At 56.8% G+C, this 17834-nt stretch carries 15 protein-coding genes; 7 read left to right on the top strand and 8 right to left on the bottom strand.

What is annotated here, in order from left to right:
• Positions 1–5: 5 nt before the first annotated feature.
• The 8 genes from HMPREF2890_RS02700 to HMPREF2890_RS02665 form a co-directional block, all read right to left on the bottom strand.
• Complete coding sequence (locus HMPREF2890_RS02700; protein WP_070464943.1) at positions 6–731, bottom strand: 2-phosphosulfolactate phosphatase; 726 nt, start codon at positions 729–731, stop codon at positions 6–8.
• Positions 728–1480, bottom strand: a complete 753-nt coding sequence (locus HMPREF2890_RS02695; protein ID WP_070464940.1) for a copper homeostasis protein CutC — start codon at positions 1478–1480, stop codon at positions 728–730. The genes HMPREF2890_RS02700 and HMPREF2890_RS02695 overlap by 4 nt, the downstream gene beginning before the upstream one ends.
• Complete coding sequence (locus HMPREF2890_RS02690; protein ID WP_148130657.1) at positions 1467–3962, bottom strand: beta-mannosidase; 2496 nt, start codon at positions 3960–3962, stop codon at positions 1467–1469. The genes HMPREF2890_RS02695 and HMPREF2890_RS02690 overlap by 14 nt, the downstream gene beginning before the upstream one ends.
• 77 nt (positions 3963–4039) lie before the next feature.
• On the bottom strand, positions 4040–5791 hold the full coding sequence (gene aspS, locus HMPREF2890_RS02685; protein WP_070464934.1) for an aspartate--tRNA ligase: 1752 nt from the start codon (positions 5789–5791) through the stop codon (positions 4040–4042).
• 21 nt (positions 5792–5812) lie between these two features.
• Complete coding sequence (locus tag HMPREF2890_RS02680) at positions 5813–7072, bottom strand: hemolysin family protein (RefSeq protein ID WP_070464931.1); 1260 nt, start codon at positions 7070–7072, stop codon at positions 5813–5815.
• 64 nt (positions 7073–7136) lie between these two features.
• On the bottom strand, positions 7137–7847 hold the full coding sequence (locus tag HMPREF2890_RS02675; RefSeq protein WP_210394746.1) for a hypothetical protein: 711 nt from the start codon (positions 7845–7847) through the stop codon (positions 7137–7139).
• A 103-nt stretch (positions 7848–7950) separates the two neighbouring features.
• Positions 7951–9306, bottom strand: a complete 1356-nt coding sequence (locus HMPREF2890_RS02670; protein WP_083289756.1) for a tetratricopeptide repeat protein — start codon at positions 9304–9306, stop codon at positions 7951–7953.
• Positions 9307–9398: 92 nt separating this feature from the next.
• Positions 9399–10730, bottom strand: a complete 1332-nt coding sequence (locus HMPREF2890_RS02665) for a BamG family beta-barrel-assembly machinery protein (RefSeq protein ID WP_070464922.1) — start codon at positions 10728–10730, stop codon at positions 9399–9401.
• A 298-nt stretch (positions 10731–11028) separates the two neighbouring features.
• Here HMPREF2890_RS02665 and pyrH point away from each other — a divergent pair, with 298 nt between their 5' ends.
• From pyrH to HMPREF2890_RS02630, 7 genes are all read left to right on the top strand, one after another.
• On the top strand, positions 11029–11742 hold the full coding sequence (pyrH, locus tag HMPREF2890_RS02660; RefSeq protein WP_070464919.1) for a UMP kinase: 714 nt from the start codon (positions 11029–11031) through the stop codon (positions 11740–11742).
• A gap of 43 nt (positions 11743–11785) precedes the next feature.
• Complete coding sequence (frr, locus tag HMPREF2890_RS02655; protein WP_070464916.1) at positions 11786–12346, top strand: ribosome recycling factor; 561 nt, start codon at positions 11786–11788, stop codon at positions 12344–12346.
• Between the two features lie 23 nt (positions 12347–12369).
• Complete coding sequence (rsgA, locus tag HMPREF2890_RS02650; RefSeq protein WP_070464913.1) at positions 12370–13314, top strand: ribosome small subunit-dependent GTPase A; 945 nt, start codon at positions 12370–12372, stop codon at positions 13312–13314.
• Between the two features lie 497 nt (positions 13315–13811).
• Positions 13812–15068, top strand: a complete 1257-nt coding sequence (locus HMPREF2890_RS02645; RefSeq protein WP_148130656.1) for a hypothetical protein — start codon at positions 13812–13814, stop codon at positions 15066–15068.
• A 24-nt stretch (positions 15069–15092) separates the two neighbouring features.
• Positions 15093–15590 carry an NfeD family protein gene (locus tag HMPREF2890_RS02640; RefSeq protein ID WP_070464907.1) on the top strand — a complete coding sequence of 166 codons (498 nt, stop codon included), beginning with the start codon at positions 15093–15095 and terminating at the stop codon, positions 15588–15590.
• Positions 15591–15617: 27 nt separating this feature from the next.
• Positions 15618–16646 carry a flotillin-like protein FloA gene (floA, locus tag HMPREF2890_RS02635; RefSeq protein ID WP_070464905.1) on the top strand — a complete coding sequence of 343 codons (1029 nt, stop codon included), beginning with the start codon at positions 15618–15620 and terminating at the stop codon, positions 16644–16646.
• A 17-nt stretch (positions 16647–16663) separates the two neighbouring features.
• Positions 16664–17545 carry a nucleoside phosphorylase gene (locus HMPREF2890_RS02630; RefSeq protein WP_070464902.1) on the top strand — a complete coding sequence of 294 codons (882 nt, stop codon included), beginning with the start codon at positions 16664–16666 and terminating at the stop codon, positions 17543–17545.
• The last annotated feature ends 289 nt before the right edge of the window (positions 17546–17834 follow it).

Raw genomic sequence — 17834 nt, 5'->3', positions numbered from 1 at the left:
GCAGCTTACTTATTATCTAAGACGATACGTCCCTGAGCATCCGTGCCGGATATGGGGAGAGCTGTGGAGCAGTCGAGGTCAATGCAGTACGAGAGAGCCTCCGCCTTCCCCACACGGAGGAGGCGCTGGTAGTGGTCGCTCTGCTTGATGGCACCCACGATGTCAGACGAGTGACTGCGGTAGTAGTCGAGCACCATCCGCACCGCATCACTGCCGAGCGTGTGGCTACCCGAGAGGCGGTCAGCAAGGGCAGCACCGAAGAGAGCATCCTCAATGCAGACGTGCCCCTCCCAGCCGGCACAGACGGAGAGGACATTGCGTCCCCGGCAGTACTCAGCCACAGCGCCGATATTGGTGAATGCCCCGACGACCACACTATGCTCCGGTCCGAAGCTCATACACTTCTTCAGCGTGCGGGTGCCATTGGTGGTGGTGAAGTAGATCTCCTTGTCTCGCACCTGCTCGGGGCCATACTCGAGCGGGTCGTTACCGAGATCAGCGAAGTCGCACTTGACACACTTCCGCTCCGCCCCGACGAGGTGCCCCGCCGCTGCTGCCGCCTTTGCTTCCTCGATGGTCTCTATGGGAAAGATCCGTCGGACACCGTTGTCGAAGGCAGCGACCATCGTCGAGCTGGCTCTGAGGATGTCAACCACCACAAAGGTGGTCGGCTCAGTAGGTCTGTAGACATCAAGCAACTCGGGGGAGAGAACAATATCGATCGTATTCATGATAAAAGACTTTGACGTATAGATGAAATAGCCTCGGCATCGGTAACTCTGAAGTCTCTCTCAGGGATCTGAGCCGAGGACGAAGGTGGAAATGCCACTGAGGAGTGACGCATCGAGCTGCCCCTCAGCCTTGCAAAGGTACCATGAATCGCAGAGACACCGGTGGACCGGACCACATAACGTGCATTGTCGGCCGTGATGCCACTGCCCGCCATGATGCTGATGCGTCCATCGGCCTGCTCCACTAAGTGGCGGATGCGATCCAGACTGGCCACTGCCGAGGGGGTGCCGCCCGATGTGAGAATGCAGGTAAAACCGAGAGCGACCGCCTGCTCCAGAGCCGTCTCCAGCGATGCCGCCCGATCAAATGCCCGATGAAGCGTGACCGGAAGACCCTCTGCCTCACGGATCAGCCGGCGGCAGAGCTCGTCGTCTAAGTCTCCATCCGGAGTAAGGGCTCCGAGCGAGAAACCGGCCACACCCAGCCGACGCAAAGCCCGGATATCCTCCAGCATAACATCAACCTCAGTCCCAGAGTAGAGGAAGTCACCCGAGCGGGGACGGATGATCGGGATGATGGGGAGATGACAGCAGCGAAGGACTGTCGCCACAGTGCCGTAGGAAGGCGTGGTACCACCCTCCGAGAGGGCGGCACAGAGCTCTACCCGACTCGCCCCGCCTCGCTCTGCCTCGAGGCATGAGGGGAGATCACCGGCACAATTCTCAATGATGAGTTCACTTTCCTTCATTTCTCAGCAGGTCATTTAGGGTGTGAAAGGTCAGCTTGCCCTTCTCCACATCAGGATGCGAGATCTGTATCGTCTTCGTCTCCCCCGGGAGCAGATCAAAGAAATTATCCGAGTAGAGAGCACCCTGCCAAGGGGACTCAATGAAGAGGTCCTTGATCAAGGTCTCAGCAGTAATGGTAACCGTCAGCCCCCTCTCTGTCAGTCGCTCCTCGACCAAATAGCGAGGACGTGGCAGTTTCATCTGCCTGGGACGGACGTTGTAGTAGAGCTGGCGTGCGATCTCCTTCCCATCGCCTTGCCTCACGATCAACTGTGCAAGGATGGTATCGGAGGTGAGCGGTCTCCGGAGTCGAGTCACCTCCGCAGAGAGGGGGGGCTCTGTCACCCGGCAGGCATAGTAGGAAGGGCTCGCAAGGAGGCTCCCGTCTGTCCGCATCCAGGTCACCTCCACATCGACAGAGCCCCTAAGCAACGGGTCATCGGAGACGAGACAGAGGGCGAGTGAGTCTCCCCGCTCCACCAGGTCGATGATCGTGGGTCGGTAGGCGCGCTCCACCGCATAGTGGAGTGCCTTGTGATTGCCCCAGTAGTCGACGGAGGACCAGCTGACCGTGGGCCAGACATCATTGATCTGCCAGTAGAGCGAGCCGGCATTGTCAGGATAGGCGCGACGGACGGCACGGATGGCATAGCCGGTAGCATCTCGCTGCTCGAGGAGACTCAGGTAAGTGAAGTCGGCAAAGCTCTTGGGCGTCGGGTAGTCCCGCTCCATATAGAGTCGCAACCGCTCATTGCCTCCCGGGGAGCGCTGCCGATGCGCCACGAGAGGATGGTCGAGGCTGAGGGAGTCCGCCTCCGGAGCAAAGCTCCTGACGGTCTTCATCTCGGGGAAGGACTGTAGCCCGTACTCGCTTGCGAAGCGCCCTGCGTGGTGATCAAACGTGGTGTAGTCCTCTTCGCCAAACCACATACCCCAGTAGTGTGCATCGCTGCGTGAGAGGCTCTCGAGGTCGCCCCAGTTGGAGTCATACGGCGAGCCGTGTATGTAGTCCACATGCGGGGCGTAGCGAGCGACGCTCTCAGGGAGGAGCTCCCCGAAGAGCTTCTCATACCCTGTCGTCATCCCCTGCCAGACCTCGGGATTGTACTTTGACTTCCAGCCCCAGTGACGCATTCCCTCGCGGACCTCATTGTTGCCGCAGAGGAGTGCCAGGGAGGGGTGATTGCGGAGGCGCGAGAGCTGATCCGCCACTTCGCACCGCACGTTTTCCATAAAGGCGGGGTCGCTCGGATAGGTGGTGCAGGCAAAGGGGAAGTCCTGCCAAATCAGGATCCCGAAGCGATCTGCCAGCTCGTAAAACTCCTCCGTCTCGTAGATCCCTCCGCCCCAGACACGCAGCATATTGAAGTGCGCCGATAGCACGTCCTCCACGAAGAATTGCTCGAGGCTCCTCCCGTGGTCGCCCATACGGCGATCGTGCGGGAGGTAATTGGCCCCCTTGGCGTAGAAAGGTCGGCGATTGACCACGAAACGGAACGCCCCATCCGTCTGATCAAGGTGCACCTCCCGCAGCCCCACTCGGAGGCTGTCCCTCTCTCCCGTCGTGTCCTGATAGATCAGCGTGTAGCGATCTGCCTCACCCCATCCGTGTGGCATCCAGAGCCGTGGTCTCGGGATGGAGAAGGCGATCGAGTCACCCGTCATCACCGTACGCTCCAGCTCCACACCATCCGGATCGAGGAGCGTGAGGGATGCCCCCTGCGCTCTCTGGCTGCCACTCACAGTGAGAGTAGCTGAGGTCGGCTCCGTACCGCTCCACTCGATCTTACTGCGGACGTAAAAGTCCTCCGGATGAAGTCGCTCCTTTCGCTCCACAATGGGCTGTGCAAAAAGACCCATCGAGATCAGCCGGGGTGCCCAGTCCCAACCGTAGTGGTAGGGGGCTGTCCGGATGTATGGGCTGTAGAATATTTTTGCACGATCATTATCGGCAGGATAATTGAATCCATTGCTCTCGTAGAGGAGCTGACCGACCTTCGTCGGTGAGAGGAGACGGATCACCAGCCGATTGGTCCCGGAGCGGAGATGACCATCAAGGTCATACGCATAGGTCCGGAAGAGGTTTTCTGTACGACCAAGCAGCGCGCCATTGAGATAGACCTCCGCAAAAGTATCGACCCACCTGAGGCGCAACCGATAGTCGGAGAGCTCCGCACCCGACAGCTCAAAGGTGGTCCGGTAGACCCACTCCCTATCGCTCACCCACTGGATGCTGTCCTCGGAGGTGCCGACAAAGGGATGAGGGATCAACCCTTGACGGAGCAGGTCCCGCTGCACCATGGAGGGGATCTCCACAGCGACAGAGGTCGAGTCGGGCTGTCCCTCCTCCGTCAGGTCGAAGTGACTCAGGACGATCTGAGCAGTGAGCGATGGCATGAGGGCAAGCAGAGAGAGGGCAAGGAGAGCTCTTCGGACAAGCATGGGGGACTGTGAAATAAAAAGAGGAAGATCTGCGTCCGACAGAGACAGCTGATCTTCCTCTTGCATACTATAGAGACTTACTTCTTCAGCGCAATGTGCAGCTCATCCAACTGCTTCTGGTCCACAGTGGCAGGAGCATCTACCATCACATCGCGACCGGAGGTATTCTTCGGGAAAGCGATCGTATCGCGGATGCTGTCCAAGCCGGCGAAGAGGGAGACCCAGCGGTCGAAGCCATAAGCGATGCCTCCATGGGGCGGTGCACCATACTTGAAAGCATTCATCAGGAAGCCAAATTGCTCCTGTGCACGCTCCTCGGTGAAGCCGAGGGCATGGAACATCCGGTCCTGAAGCTTGGTGTCGTGGATTCGGATCGAGCCACCACCCACTTCGACACCATTGATCACCATGTCGTAGGCGTAGGCTCGCACCTTACCGGGATCGGTCTCCAGCAGCGGGATGTCCTCCTCCATAGGCATGGTGAAGGGGTGGTGCATGGCCATATAGCGCCCCTCCTCCTCGCTCCACTCAAAGAGCGGGAAATTGACCACCCAGAGGCACTTGAAGTTCATCGGGTCCATCAGGCCCTCACGGCGCCCCATCTGGAGACGGAGACGTCCCAGCTGAGTCCTACACTTCATCGCATCGTCACCACAGAGGATCAGGATCAGGTCACCCGGCTCAGCCTTCATAACATCGCGCAGAGAAGCCCTCTGCTCCTCGGAGTAGAACTTATCGACACTGCTCTTGACGCTGCCATCCTCGTTGATGCGCGCATAGATCAGCCCCTTGGCCCCCACCTGCGGACTCTTCACGTAGTCGGTCAGCTCATCGAGCTGCTTGCGGGTATAGCTGGCGCAGCCCTTGGCACAGATACCTCCGATGTAGGAGGCCTCATCGAAGACCCCAAATCCGGTCTCAGTGATCGTCTCCTTGAGCTCCACGATCCGCATGTCAAAGCGCATATCCGGCTTATCAGAGCCGTAGTACTTCATCGCATCCTGCCAGTCCATCTTGAGGTAAGGCTCCGTCTGCTCAATGCCGAGGATCTCCTTGAATAGGTACTTGCTCAGTCCCTCAAAGGTGTCTGTCACATCATCCTGATGGACGTAGCTCATCTCGCAGTCGATCTGGGTAAACTCCGGCTGACGATCGGCTCGCAGATCCTCATCTCGGAAGCACTTCACCACCTGGAAGTACCGGTCGATACCGGCAATCATCAGTAGTTGCTTATAGGTCTGAGGGGACTGTGGGAGGGCGTAGAATTGTCCCGGATTCATCCTCGAGGGGACGATGAAGTCTCGCGCCCCCTCCGGGGTAGACTTGATCAGAAAAGGCGTCTCCACCTCCATAAACTGCTGCCCGTCGAGGTAGCGACGGATCAGCTGCGCCATCCGGTGGCGGAGGGCGAGATTGCGTACCACACTGGGGCGGCGGATGTCGAGGTAGCGGTACTTCATCCGCAGCTCATCCCCGCCATCAGACTCCTCCTCGATCGTGAAGGGAGGGGTCTCGGAGGCGGAGAGGATATTGAGCGAGTGGACATCGATCTCAATGTCACCGGTAGGCATCTTGGGGTTCTTCGAGGAGCGCTCCACGACGGTACCGACTGCCTGGATCACATACTCTCGACCGATCTCAGATGCCTTCTCGAGCTGCTCATGGCTACTGCTCTCAGCGAGGACCAGCTGGGTGATCCCATACCGATCACGAAGGTCGATAAAGGTCATCCCGCCCATCTTACGTATCCGCTGCACCCATCCGGCCAGCGTCACCTCGGAGCCAATATCGGAGGCGCGAAGCTCTCCACAAGTCTTTGTTCTATACATGATATCTCACACTATGTGCGACTAACTCCGTACGAGCAGCCGCACGAGGATTATTTTATTCTCTGATGCTCTCAGTATCTCTGCGCTAAACTTTGGAGAAAGCTCCACCACCTCGCCCCGACCGGGGATAGACTGGCTGACCGACATGATATAGCCGGCTATGGTCTTGAAGTCCTCCTCCTCCGGCAGTCCGATCTCAAACTTATCATTAATATCATCCAGCCCGGCACGACCTGAGAGTATGTACTCCTCCTCGCTTACTTTACGCATAACGATATGCACCGTATCGTGCTCGTCCTCGATGTCACCGAAGATCTCCTCTACGATATCCTCGAGGGTGACTATCCCGGAGGTCCCTCCCAGCTCGTCAACCACGATCGCAAGGCCTCGCTTGCGCAGCAGGAGGCTCTGCATTACCTTCTCTATCGTAAGTGTCTCCGGCACATAGATCGTCTCCTTGATATGCTCCTGCCAGCGACTTCCGTCCTTGTGGCAGCGAAACATCTCCGTGCTGTGGATGTAGCCGATCACATTATCTATCGACTCGCGGTAGACGATGATCTTGGAGTAGCCGGTCTTGATGAAGAGGTCCAGCAGCTCCTCCATAGAGGTATCCTCCTCGACAGCAGAGAGCTCGTTGCGAGGGATGAGACAGTCGCGGACCTGTATGTCCGGAAACTCGAGGGCATTCTGCAGCAACATAGCCTCATGCCTCACCGTAGGATCGTCCTCCGAGGAGGTGTTTTGCCGGATGTAGTAGTCGAGGTCGACCTTACCGAGAGGGCTCTGGTCATTGGTCTTTCCCTTGATCCCAAAGAGGAGTAGGAAGAGGTTTGTCAGCCCGCCTGCCAGTATCGTGATCGGGTAGAAGATGACATAGGCAAAGGTGAGGGGGAGCGAGGCAAATTGCATATACTCATTGGGTCTCGCCTTAGCCACAGACTTCGGGACATACTCCCCAAAGATGATCACCACCGCTGTGGAGATCAGCGTCTGGATCAGCACGATCAGGAAGGCATTGGTCATCCACTGCCTCAGTAGCGGCTCAAGGAGAGCGGCAAAGAGCAACCCGTAGATGACATTGATCACATTATTCGCCACGAGGACGGTGGTGATGTACTTCCCGGGGCGATCAAAGAGAAAGGTCTGAGCCTTACTCCCCACCCCCCGCTTGGCCTTATCCAGCTCCACCTGCAGTCGATCCGATGCAAGGAAAGCGGTCTCCGACCCGCTGAAGAAGGCCGAGAGCAAGACACAGAGTACTATGTAGAAGTAGATCATCGACTTAACGCTGCTTCCACCTCACTACAGAGGGGCGATAGACAAAGATACATAACCCTCAACTCTATCTCGATGGTCTGTAGGGATTGGTCCGCGCAGGAGACCGCCTCATCATGAGAGAGTCGCGCGGGCGTAAGGGAGGTATCGCCACACTATCCGGAGACATCACCGAGTCGGTCGCGGAGGGCGTAGCCGGTGACGAGGTCACCTCACCATCCTCATTGACATCCATATGCCCTGCCGTATCGTACAGCTCGTACATCGTCATGTACTGATTACTCTTGAAGCCAAAGCGACTCCGCAGCTCCTCACCCGGTCCTCTCAGGATCCTGATGCTGTCGTGGGAGTAGACCAGCTCATTATCCTCGTCCCAGAAGAGGTGGTTCCCGAAGAACTGAGTCCCCTCCCTATTGAGGATATGGATATTCTCCTTCAGCTCCCAGAGGTGACGCGACACGTGGTAGTAGGCAGTGTCGGCAACAATCGAGGCCTGCGTCTGAAAGAGCGTGTCAAACTGCTCCAGATAGATCCCCTGAGGGAAGACCCACTGATCCTCAGGCTCACTACGGGTTAGCCAGAGGTCGGTCACCATCTTATACTTCGTCACTCCACTGTCGGAGATAAAGGTCACCACATCCTTCGTGATCGAGGTGTACCCCAGGCTATCAATGGACCTACTGACCAAGTCGGACTTACGCCCCTTGCATCCGGTCATCAGCAGAGCCGAGAGTAAGACAAAGAAGAAGCAGGTGCGACCCCACAAGGTGGAGTACACCGGCTTCTTGCTCTGACTATGTATCGATAAGGATCCTATCTCAGGCTCCTCCATGAGGACTTAGTAATGAAAGGGTACGATGGGCGTACGGACCGACCAGCGATCAGCGTACGCGGATGGTGGTCGTCTCACCGATCCACCCCCCTACGGTAAAGGACTGACCCTCCTGCAGGTCGGGGTGCATAAAGATATCCTCCTTGGCGGGATAGGCAGCCGAGTAGGTGCCGATCAGCTTATTCGCCTGGGCAGTCACGCTTGGGTCAATAGCCTTTGCGCGAGCAGCCTTGTCGACGACGAGACAGTAGACGACACGCTGCTTCACCGGATCATCCGGGTAGATGCTGCTGGCGGTAGAGGCGTACATGCTGGCGATGAGGAGCATCGGAGCACCGAATCCCGGCTTAGCAGCCATTGCAGCATTGCAGTACTGGCGAGAAGTGCCGTAGCTGTGACGATCGTAGTACATCACTGCGAGGGCGTAGTTGGCCTCTCCCTTCTCGTCAGCATCGGTACTGAGATCGATAGCCTTCTTGTAGTACTCCTCGGCCTTAGTATAATTCTTATCAGCGAGCGCCTTACGTGCCACACCGAGAGCGGCAGAGGAGCTCGGCTCAAGATTGAACATCGCCTCAGAGGCGGCATAGTAGGAGGGGCTCTCCGTGCAGCCTACACTCTGGAAGAGGGCAATCGTCTCCTTGAGGAAAGTCTTGTCGGTATTCTTCTCCTTGATCTGAGGACCATAGATTGACTCCATCACATCACAGCTGGCGGCACCACTGGCAGCAAAGGCCTGCAGTGAAGTGGCCTGATAGCTGGCGATTGCCTCAGCGCGACTCGTATTTCCCTCCGCCTCAGCGGTAGCCTTAGCCTCAGCATAGAGCTTGTCAACAAAGGTCTGGTCCTTCACATACTGCGCCTTGAAACTCTGGTCCAGAGAGGAGCGGAGCATCGAGGAGTAGGTGAAGTAGTAAAGCGTCAGGGGGTCGGTCTTAGCGCCTCGCTTGTCGATCACCGGCTTGAGGCGGTCATACATCTTGACATAGTCCACCTCATTAGGGTAATACTTCAGCTGATCGGAGATCATACTACCGAGAATGTAGTCCTCACCGGTCTCCTCATCGTCACCGAAGTACTTGATACGACTATTGTACATATCCATCAGCCCCTCGAAAGCTTTCTTCTTATCCTCAGGGGTCTTGGCATTATCAATCTGCCAAGTGTAGATCTCGGCACCTTGGATATAAAGACTCTTGGACTGAGCAGGGCACTCATCATAAACGCGCTTCCAGAAGGTGTAGGCATCTACGTAGTTCTTACTCTTAAGGTAGATCTTGTAGAACTTGGTGTTCTTGGCGCAAGCGGCCGTATCCGGCTCAGCTGTCGTGGAGGGGGTCACATAGGTGCCGGCGTAAGCCGAGAGTCCTAATCCTAGTGCGAGGGTGAAAAGTAACGATTTCATTGATATGAGTTTGATTTTTAGTTTTCAGTATTGTTTTCCGAATGCTTCATCGGTACAAGTATGATGAAAATATCCGGGATAGGTTTACTTTATCAATAGATCTTGAGCTTGCGGAACCATGTCTCATTGAAGGCAAAGCCCAGAGTGAGCCGGAGCATATCGCTGCTGAAGCCGCTCTCCTTAGCTGCCAAGCCGTGCTTGTACTCAAGTGAGAGATTGAGGGCTGAGTTGCGCTCAAGACCATAGAGGAGGATCGGCAGCCCTACACCAACGGAGGCACCGATATACTTCATCTGCCCGATGGGTGCCACCTCGTAGTAGGAGGTGGAGAAATTGATACCACCGGAGTAGGTGATCAGCCTGCCGTAATTTCTTGAGTATGGGTCCGGGAGGATCTGAAAGCCCGCTGCAGCGTAGTAGCTATTCTTAAGCTGTAGCCCATCCCCTGCAAAAATATTGGGGACGCTGCTCCAGAGTGAGGTCTTGAGGTCCGCTGATACGGCATACTTCGTCGGTCGCACCCACGCCAATCCCACCCCTACGGTGTGAGGGGTAGAGGTCTCGAGGACCACATCCTTATTCTCAATGTCGGGGCGAGTCTGCGAGTTGACATTCCGATTGACGATCAGGGTAGCCTTAGGCTTGAGGGGTAGGCCGGGGCTGTAAGTGGCTCCGAGGACGATCTGATCCCGTGCAGCATCGGGAGTCGCTGTCGAGCGGGCAGGCAGGAGGAGCTTATACTGCAGTCCCGCCTCAGCCTGGAAGGAGCTGATCCTCAGCCGATGGGTCTCCATACTCTGAGTGAGCTGGGAGAAATTGGGCACCATGGTCCAGGTGTGAGTCTCTGACCCGAAGAGGTACTTCGCACTGACTCCGAGAGAGAGGTTTCGCACCACCTCGGCACCGATGCCGAGATAGGCGGTCTGGAAGGAGCCCTTGCCGGAAAAGCTCTGGAGATACTTCACCCCATCAGTGTCACCCTCGACACTCTGAGTAGTAGACATACCATACCCGGTGTAGAAGGAGGGGATCAGCCCGAGGCTAAGCGCCACACGGTCACCATAGACAGGAAATTGCACAGCTATATAGTCCAGCCCGCCCTGCAGAGAGGGCTTGCGTACCGTGTCATCTCGATATAGCCCAAAGTGCGCCGACGTCGCCACGTCCATGATGAAGGAGAGGGAGTCTGTGGAGGCAAAGGCAGCGGGGTTGGTAAAATTGATCGCCTTAGGGCTACTCATGGCAATACCGACACCGCCCGTCCCTCGCCAGAGCGTAGGGGTGGCGTAGGCAGGGATGCCATAGCCATACCGAGTGGTAGGCGAGGACTGCATATCCTGAGCCTGCAGCGATATGCCGGCAAGACCGGTCAGGGTGAGTATGGTGAAGACAGTCGAGTAAAGTCTTATCCTCGGGGATAGCATACGTGATGATGATTTGTTAGTCCACTCATGCGAGCTATAGCACCCACACAAAGTTGAGGACAAATATCGGTAATTCTACACTGCTTCGCAAATCTTCCACCGCGACACCTCCCCTGTGCCCCCTTCCAAGACATCTCCGGTGACACTACCCGCCCGCAAGCCGCACCTTTCCTCGACACAGACACCATATAAATAAGGAAAAAGCGAGAGGGAGTCCGGGATAGTTCCCAAGTCCTCTTGTGCTTACAGCTTTTTTTATTAGGTTTGTCAGTGGTAAAACTCATTTGCAAGATCATTTATGTCCAAATACAAGCGAGTACTGCTCAAGCTCAGCGGGGAGTCCCTCCAGGGAGCTCAGGGCTATGGCATAGACCCTGAGAAACTTAGCGCCTACGCCAAGGAGATCAAGGAGGTGGCAGACGCCACCGGGACCGAGATTGCCATCGTCATCGGTGGGGGGAATATCTTCAGGGGACTGACCGGCATCGGCAAGGGAGTCGATCGCGTCAAGGGCGATCAGATGGGGATGCTCGCCACGGCGATCAATAGCCTCGGTCTATCAGCCGCACTGGAGACTGCCGGGCTGGACTCTGTAGTCTTCACCGCCATACAGATGGCTCCGGTGGGTCGCTTCTACAATAAGTGGGACGCTCTCGCAGCACTGCGGGAGGGCAAGATAGCGATCTGCTCCTGCGGCACCGGCAACCCCTTCTTCACCACCGACACCGGCGCCTCCCTCCGAGCTGTGGAGCTGGAGTGCGATGCGATGCTTAAGGGGACCCGTGTTGACGGCATCTACACCGCCGACCCTGAGAAGGACCCCACCGCAACCAAGTACGACACCATCACCTACGATGAGATCTATGCCAAGCACCTCCGCGTGATGGATCTCACCGCCACAGCTATGTGCCGGGAGAATGGGATGCCGATAGTCGTATTTAATATGGACAAGCCCGGCAACCTCATGCGACTCCTCTCCGGTGAGAGCGTCGGCACACTCGTCACCGAATAACCAACCACCGCCTCCGGCGGACCATACAGATACAAACCAGATTATGGAAGACTTAGACAAGATCCTCACCAAAGCCGGCAAGATGATGGGAGACTCCATCTCGTCGCTGCAAGATCGTCTCGACAAGATTCGCGCAGGACGCGCCAATCCGAAGCTCCTCGACGACATCCGTGTGGAGTACTACGGAAACCTCACTCCTCTCAAGAACGTCGCCACCGTCACTGTGCCGGATGCCCGCACGATGATCATCACTCCGTGGGAGAAGAAAGTCCTGAAGGACATTGAGAAAGCGGTCATTGACTCTAGTCTTGGCATCACCCCAAGCAATAACGGAGAGAACATCCGCATCACCATACCCCCGCTGACCGGTGAGCGCCGCCAGGAACTGGCCAAGCAGGTCAAGGCAGAGTGCGAGGAGGCCCGCATCAGCGTACGTAACGCTCGCCGCGATGCCAATGACTCGCTCAAGAAGCTGCTCAATGACGGTCTCTCGGAGGATGTCGAGCGCGATGCTGAGAATGACGTCCAAAAGCTCCACGACAAGTACATCAAGCAGATCGAGGAGTGCTACAATACTAAGGAGAAGGAGATCATGACCGTCTGAGGTCACGCTCCGGGAGAGAGTCCATGGAAGGAGTTGTTACCTGCTGTCAGGGAGATGTCTACACGATCGTAGCTGACGGCGTGGAGTATCGCTGTCACCTACGGGGGCACTTCAAGACGGCTGACATCAAGTCGACCAACCCCATCGCGGTGGGCGACTTTGTCACCTTCTCACCCCCCGCCACCGAGGACGGCGACTTCGGCTGGATCACCGAGGTGGCAGACCGACGTAATTACATTGTACGGCGGTCCGTCAACCTCTCCAAGCAGTCGCACATCCTCGCAGCCAACCTGGATCGGGCGATACTCTTAGTGACGATCAATTACCCAATCACCGGCACGACCTTCATCGACCGCTTCCTCGCCACGGCTCAGGCCTACGATGTGGAGACGATCATAGTCTTCAATAAGACCGATCGGTACAACTCCTCGGAGAGCGTTGAGATGGCTCAGATGAAGGAGCTCTACGAGAGCATCGGATACCGCTGTCTCGTCATCTCGGCACGGGAGGGCACCGGGATGGACGAGCTGCGACAGGAGCTGACGCATGGCGTCACACTCCTTGCCGGTCACTCCGGTGCCGGCAAGTCCACGATCAGCAACCTCCTCTGCCCCGGCGCCAACCGCCGGACGATGGAGGTCTCTGAGCAGACCAATCTCGGGGTCCACACCACCACCTACTCTCAGATGTACCCCATCGAGGGCACTGAGGATGGATTTCTGATCGACACACCGGGGATCAAGGGGTTTGGCTCCTTTGACTTTGACAAGGGGGATATAGACGGCTACTTCCCGGATATCTTTGCCTACGCAAAGGACTGCCACTACACCAATTGCAGCCATACCCACGAGCCCAAGTGTGCCGTACTGCGTGCGGTGCGCGACGGACTGATAGCCCCATCGCGCTACAAGAGCTACCTCAGTATGCTCTACGAGGATAGCGAGGAGAAGTACCGACTTCCACAGTAAGCCCCGATGCGATAGGCCCCACCTATCAGGCTCAGAGATCCCAACCCTGTCACTACCAGATAAGTCCCTGCCGAGAGTCCAGCACTCTCGACAGGGACTTTTTTTGTGCCAAAATCTAATACCGATATTGAGAATGTTGCACGAAGTGCCTTATTCTCGCACATTTGTTTCAAATGTGCTGAGACTTTGCACGAAGGATGAGATGCAAGGCGCTGAGGATGAGACCGAAAGGAGCGTACTCACGTACGTGACTGAGACCGAATTCCGAAAGCGACGCAACAGATCGCCTTCGTGCAACAGTCTCATATCAGTGATTTCTTTTACCGATATTAGTGATCTCTAATACCGATATTAGGTGCGACTAATATCGGTATTAGAAAAGACTCAGACAGGACTGACCTCGACCACTGAGAGGGTAGAGGGGAAGGAGCCGGCCTAAAAAAGCCCCTCGCATCATTTATTTCGCTATATTTATCCCATTAATGATGAATATCGTGATGAGACAGCATAGACACATCGCCCTTCTCGGCTTCCTCTTGGGACTCCTGACGCTCAGCCTCACCGGCAATGCGCAGACTGACAGCCTCAGGAGTGAGATGATGCGGGGCAACACCTCCGGGATGGAGAGCTACATCAAGGGTCTGAGCAAAGCCAAGCGAAGGACCCTCCCCAATCGTACCCTGCTCACGGAGATAGCCCTCGCACACTACGACCTGAGCGAGGCGTCAGACCAGCTTGCGGGGATCGAGTCGCTCCGCTCCTCGGATGCTCAGCAGGCTACTATCGAAGAGCTGACCAAGAGACTCAAGGCAGCAGAGCGCACCTCCTCCGGTCTCGTCAGGATGCAGCTCTATACCTACCGCACCGGGAGTGAAGAGGGACTGCTGTCGGACCTAAGTCGCGAGGCGCCTTCGGTCGGTCAGCTGAGCCGAGCCGCCTTTGTGAGCGCTGACGGGAGGGAGCGCTGGCAGGTGGTCTCCGACACTCTCGGGCACGACCACTTGGTGGTGACCGGACGACTGGGTGACGGCACCTGGGATAGCGAGAGTGCGAGAGAGGTGGAGATCCTCGGGCTGGAGGGCGGTCGGATAGCCTATCCCTACCTGCTGGCAGATGGGGAGACGATAAGCTTTGCCTACAGTGGCCCCGAGTCACTCGGGGGCTATGACCTCTTCATTTCGAGGTACGATCGTGAGGGCGGACGCCTGCTGGTGCCTCAGCAGCTCCCCGCCCCCTACAACACACTGGCGGGCGACTACCTGCTGCTTCGCGACGAGGAGAGAGGGGTCGACTGGCTACTCACCGACCGAGGCACATCGGCTCCAGAGGTACTCGCTCTCTACGCACTCTCTCACCGCACGGAGCGACAAGACGTGGTGACGAAGGAGCTGGCGTGGATGATGGGGGACAGCATCATGCAGTCCGGCATCGCCCTGCCTCCCCCCGTCCGTGGGGCGGAGGTGAAGGGGGCACAGGCCGCACGGGAACCGCTATTCTGGCTTGGAGAGACGCCCATACATGACCAGAGTAGCCTGGCCGGCAGAGAGTCACGGCACTTCCTCGAGCAGTATACCGAGCGAGCGAATCGACTCTCCACCCTTCGGACTAAGCTTGAGTCGCTCCGTAAGCGCTTTGAGACGGATAGGTCCGTGAAGGGCGAGATACTCGAGCTGGAGAGACAGGAGCAGCTACTCGGGAGGGAGCTCTTTGACCTCCGAAATAAGGTGATAGCTCTTGAGAACAAAGCAAAGTAACCACGATTTTACACTTATATAACTATGTCGATAGGATTAATTATCATCATCGTACTGCTCGCCATAGTGGCGGCAGCACTTCTGGTCGGAGAGGTTTTCTTGGTCCCGGGAGTGGGCTTTGCCGGTCTGCTCGGGGTGGGCACGGTGGCAGGTGCCGAGTACTACCTCATCCGGGGGGGATACGACACCATGGCGGTGATTTTTGCCCTCCTCACGATCGTCTTCTTCTGCATAGCCGCCTACATCATGAGCCGGAAGAAGGTGGTCCGCAAGGTCGCTCTCTCGAGCGAGATCTCCTCCTCAGCTCGCCGACAGGTGGATGTCAGCGTCGGCGCCACCGGTATCGCCCGCAGCCGTCTCGCCCTGAAGGGGACGGTAGAGGTGGAGGGAAAGATCTTTGAGGCCACATCAGAGCAGGGCCTCATCGACGAGGATATGCCGATCTACGTATCGCGCGTAGACAAGGACACCATATACGTCAGCCTCGATAAGCGGGGCACGGCGAAGCCATCAGCAGAGTAAGCAAAACCCAATATCTACACATAACTTATGACACCGACACTAATATTCTGGGGCGTAGTGGTGATCATCGCGCTGATCATCCTGACCGTCATCTTCCGCTACTTCCCCGTCATGCTCTGGGTGAGTGCCCAAGCATCGGGAGTGAATATCTCCCTCTTCCAGCTCTTCATGATGAGGATCCGAAACGTCCCACCGCAGGTCATCGTCCGTGCAATGGTCGAGGCACACAAGGCGGGCATCTCACTGACTCGCGACGAGCTGGAGGCACACTTCCTCGCCGGAGGACATGTGGAGCAGGTGGTCCATGCACTCGTCTCTGCCAATAAGGCGGGGATCAACCTGAGCTTCAGCGATGCAGCCGCCATCGACCTCGCAGGGCGTGACGTCTTTCAGGCTGTACAGATGAGCGTGAACCCCAAGGTGATTGACACCCCGCCGGTCACCGCTGTCGCCAAGAATGGTATCCAGCTGATCGCCAAGGCACGCGTCACCGTGCGGGCGAATATCTCTCAGCTGGTCGGTGGTGCGGGTGAGGAGACAGTCCTTGCCCGCGTGGGCGAGGGCATCGTCTCCAGCATCGGCTCCGCTGAGGCACACTCCTCCGTGCTTGAGAATCCCGACTCCATCTCCAAGCTGGTGCTCAAGAAGGGGCTTGACTCCGGGACTGCCTTTGAGATCCTCTCCATTGACATCGCCGACATTGACGTAGGTCGCAACATCGGTGCAGTGTTGCAGATGGATCAGGCGGAGGCGGATAAGAATATTGCCCAGGCTCACGCTGAGGAGCGACGCGCCATGGCGGTGGCTACCGAGCAGGAGATGAAGGCGAAGGCGCAGGAGGCTCGTGCCCGTGTGATAGAGGCCGAGGCGGAGGTGCCGCTGGCGATGGCCGAGGCCTTCCGGAGCGGCAACCTCGGTGTCATGGACTACTACCAGATGCGCAACATCCAGGCCGACACCTCTATGAGAGAGAATATCGCTAAGCCTTTCTCCGCACCTTCCGAGGATGTGACACGCAAGAGCGGAGAGAAGGATGGCAAGAGTAAGACGAACTAATCAACAACCAACAACACATGACTACTACCAATAGAATACCCGACTCCGAGCTGATCGTCAATGAGGATGGCTCCATCTTTCACCTCCACCTCCGCCCGGAGCAGATCTCGGATAAGATCATCGTCTGCGGTGATCCCGGGCGCGTCGACATGATCGCCTCTCGCTTCGACTCCAAGGAGTGCGAGGTGAGCAGCCGAGAGTTTCACACCATCACCGGCAGCTACAAGGGCAAGCGCATCACTGCACTCTCCCACGGCATCGGAGGGGACAACATCGAGATCGTGATGAATGAGCTTGATGCACTCGCCAACATTGACCTTGAGAAAAGAGTAGTGAAGCCGGAGCACAAGTCCCTCACGGTCGTCCGGGTAGGCACCTCCGGTGGACTGCAGGAGGAGGATCCTGTCGGCGCTTACGTTGCCTCGGAGTACTCGATAGGCTTTGACGGCGTGCTCCACTTCTACGCCGATGAGGGGAAGGTCTGCGACAAGGACTTTGAGGAGGCGCTGCTGAAGGGGCTTGACTGGAAGCTCACCGGCCTTAAGCCCTATGTGGTCAGGAATGACGAGAGTCTCTTCCGCCAGATCACCGATGGGACCGACATCATCCATGGGGTCACCATCTCGGCTAACGGCTTTTACGTCCCCCAGGGGAGGAAGGTTCGCTCTCAGCCACTTGACCCCGATCTCAATCGCAAGATCATGGACTTTGAGTACCAAGGGCACAAGATCACCAACTTCGAGATGGAGGGCTCTGCTCTCGCCGGTATCGGAGCAATCCTCGGTCACCGCTGTCTCACCGTCTGCACCATCATCGCCGGGCGTAAGAAGCAGGATATGAATACGTCCTACAAGGACACGCTAGACGGTCTCATCGATTTGGTCCTTGACCGAATCTGATCGAGCCGACCTCTGAGATCCACTTAAGACACTCACACCCCTCTCTGACCCATACTCGGGTCAGGGAGGGGTGGTGCCATTTATATAAAGAAATCATACGGAATACCCTTTTATCCCTCCTCTCTTCATAGGATATCCACCCATACAAAAGCACAGATGAGGGATACATTTATACTTAGGGATATATTATAATTTTAATTGGCGGTAATATTTGATTACCTTTGCGCTTGGACTGCTATGCAGATCCACATATGAGATTAGACTTATAGGTCAAAATGGTGGGTGCGAC

Source organism: Porphyromonas sp. HMSC065F10, assembly GCF_001808555.1.
Classification (GTDB): Bacteria; Bacteroidota; Bacteroidia; order Bacteroidales; family Porphyromonadaceae; genus Porphyromonas_A.
This window is presented reverse-complemented; position numbering and strand designations above follow the sequence as displayed.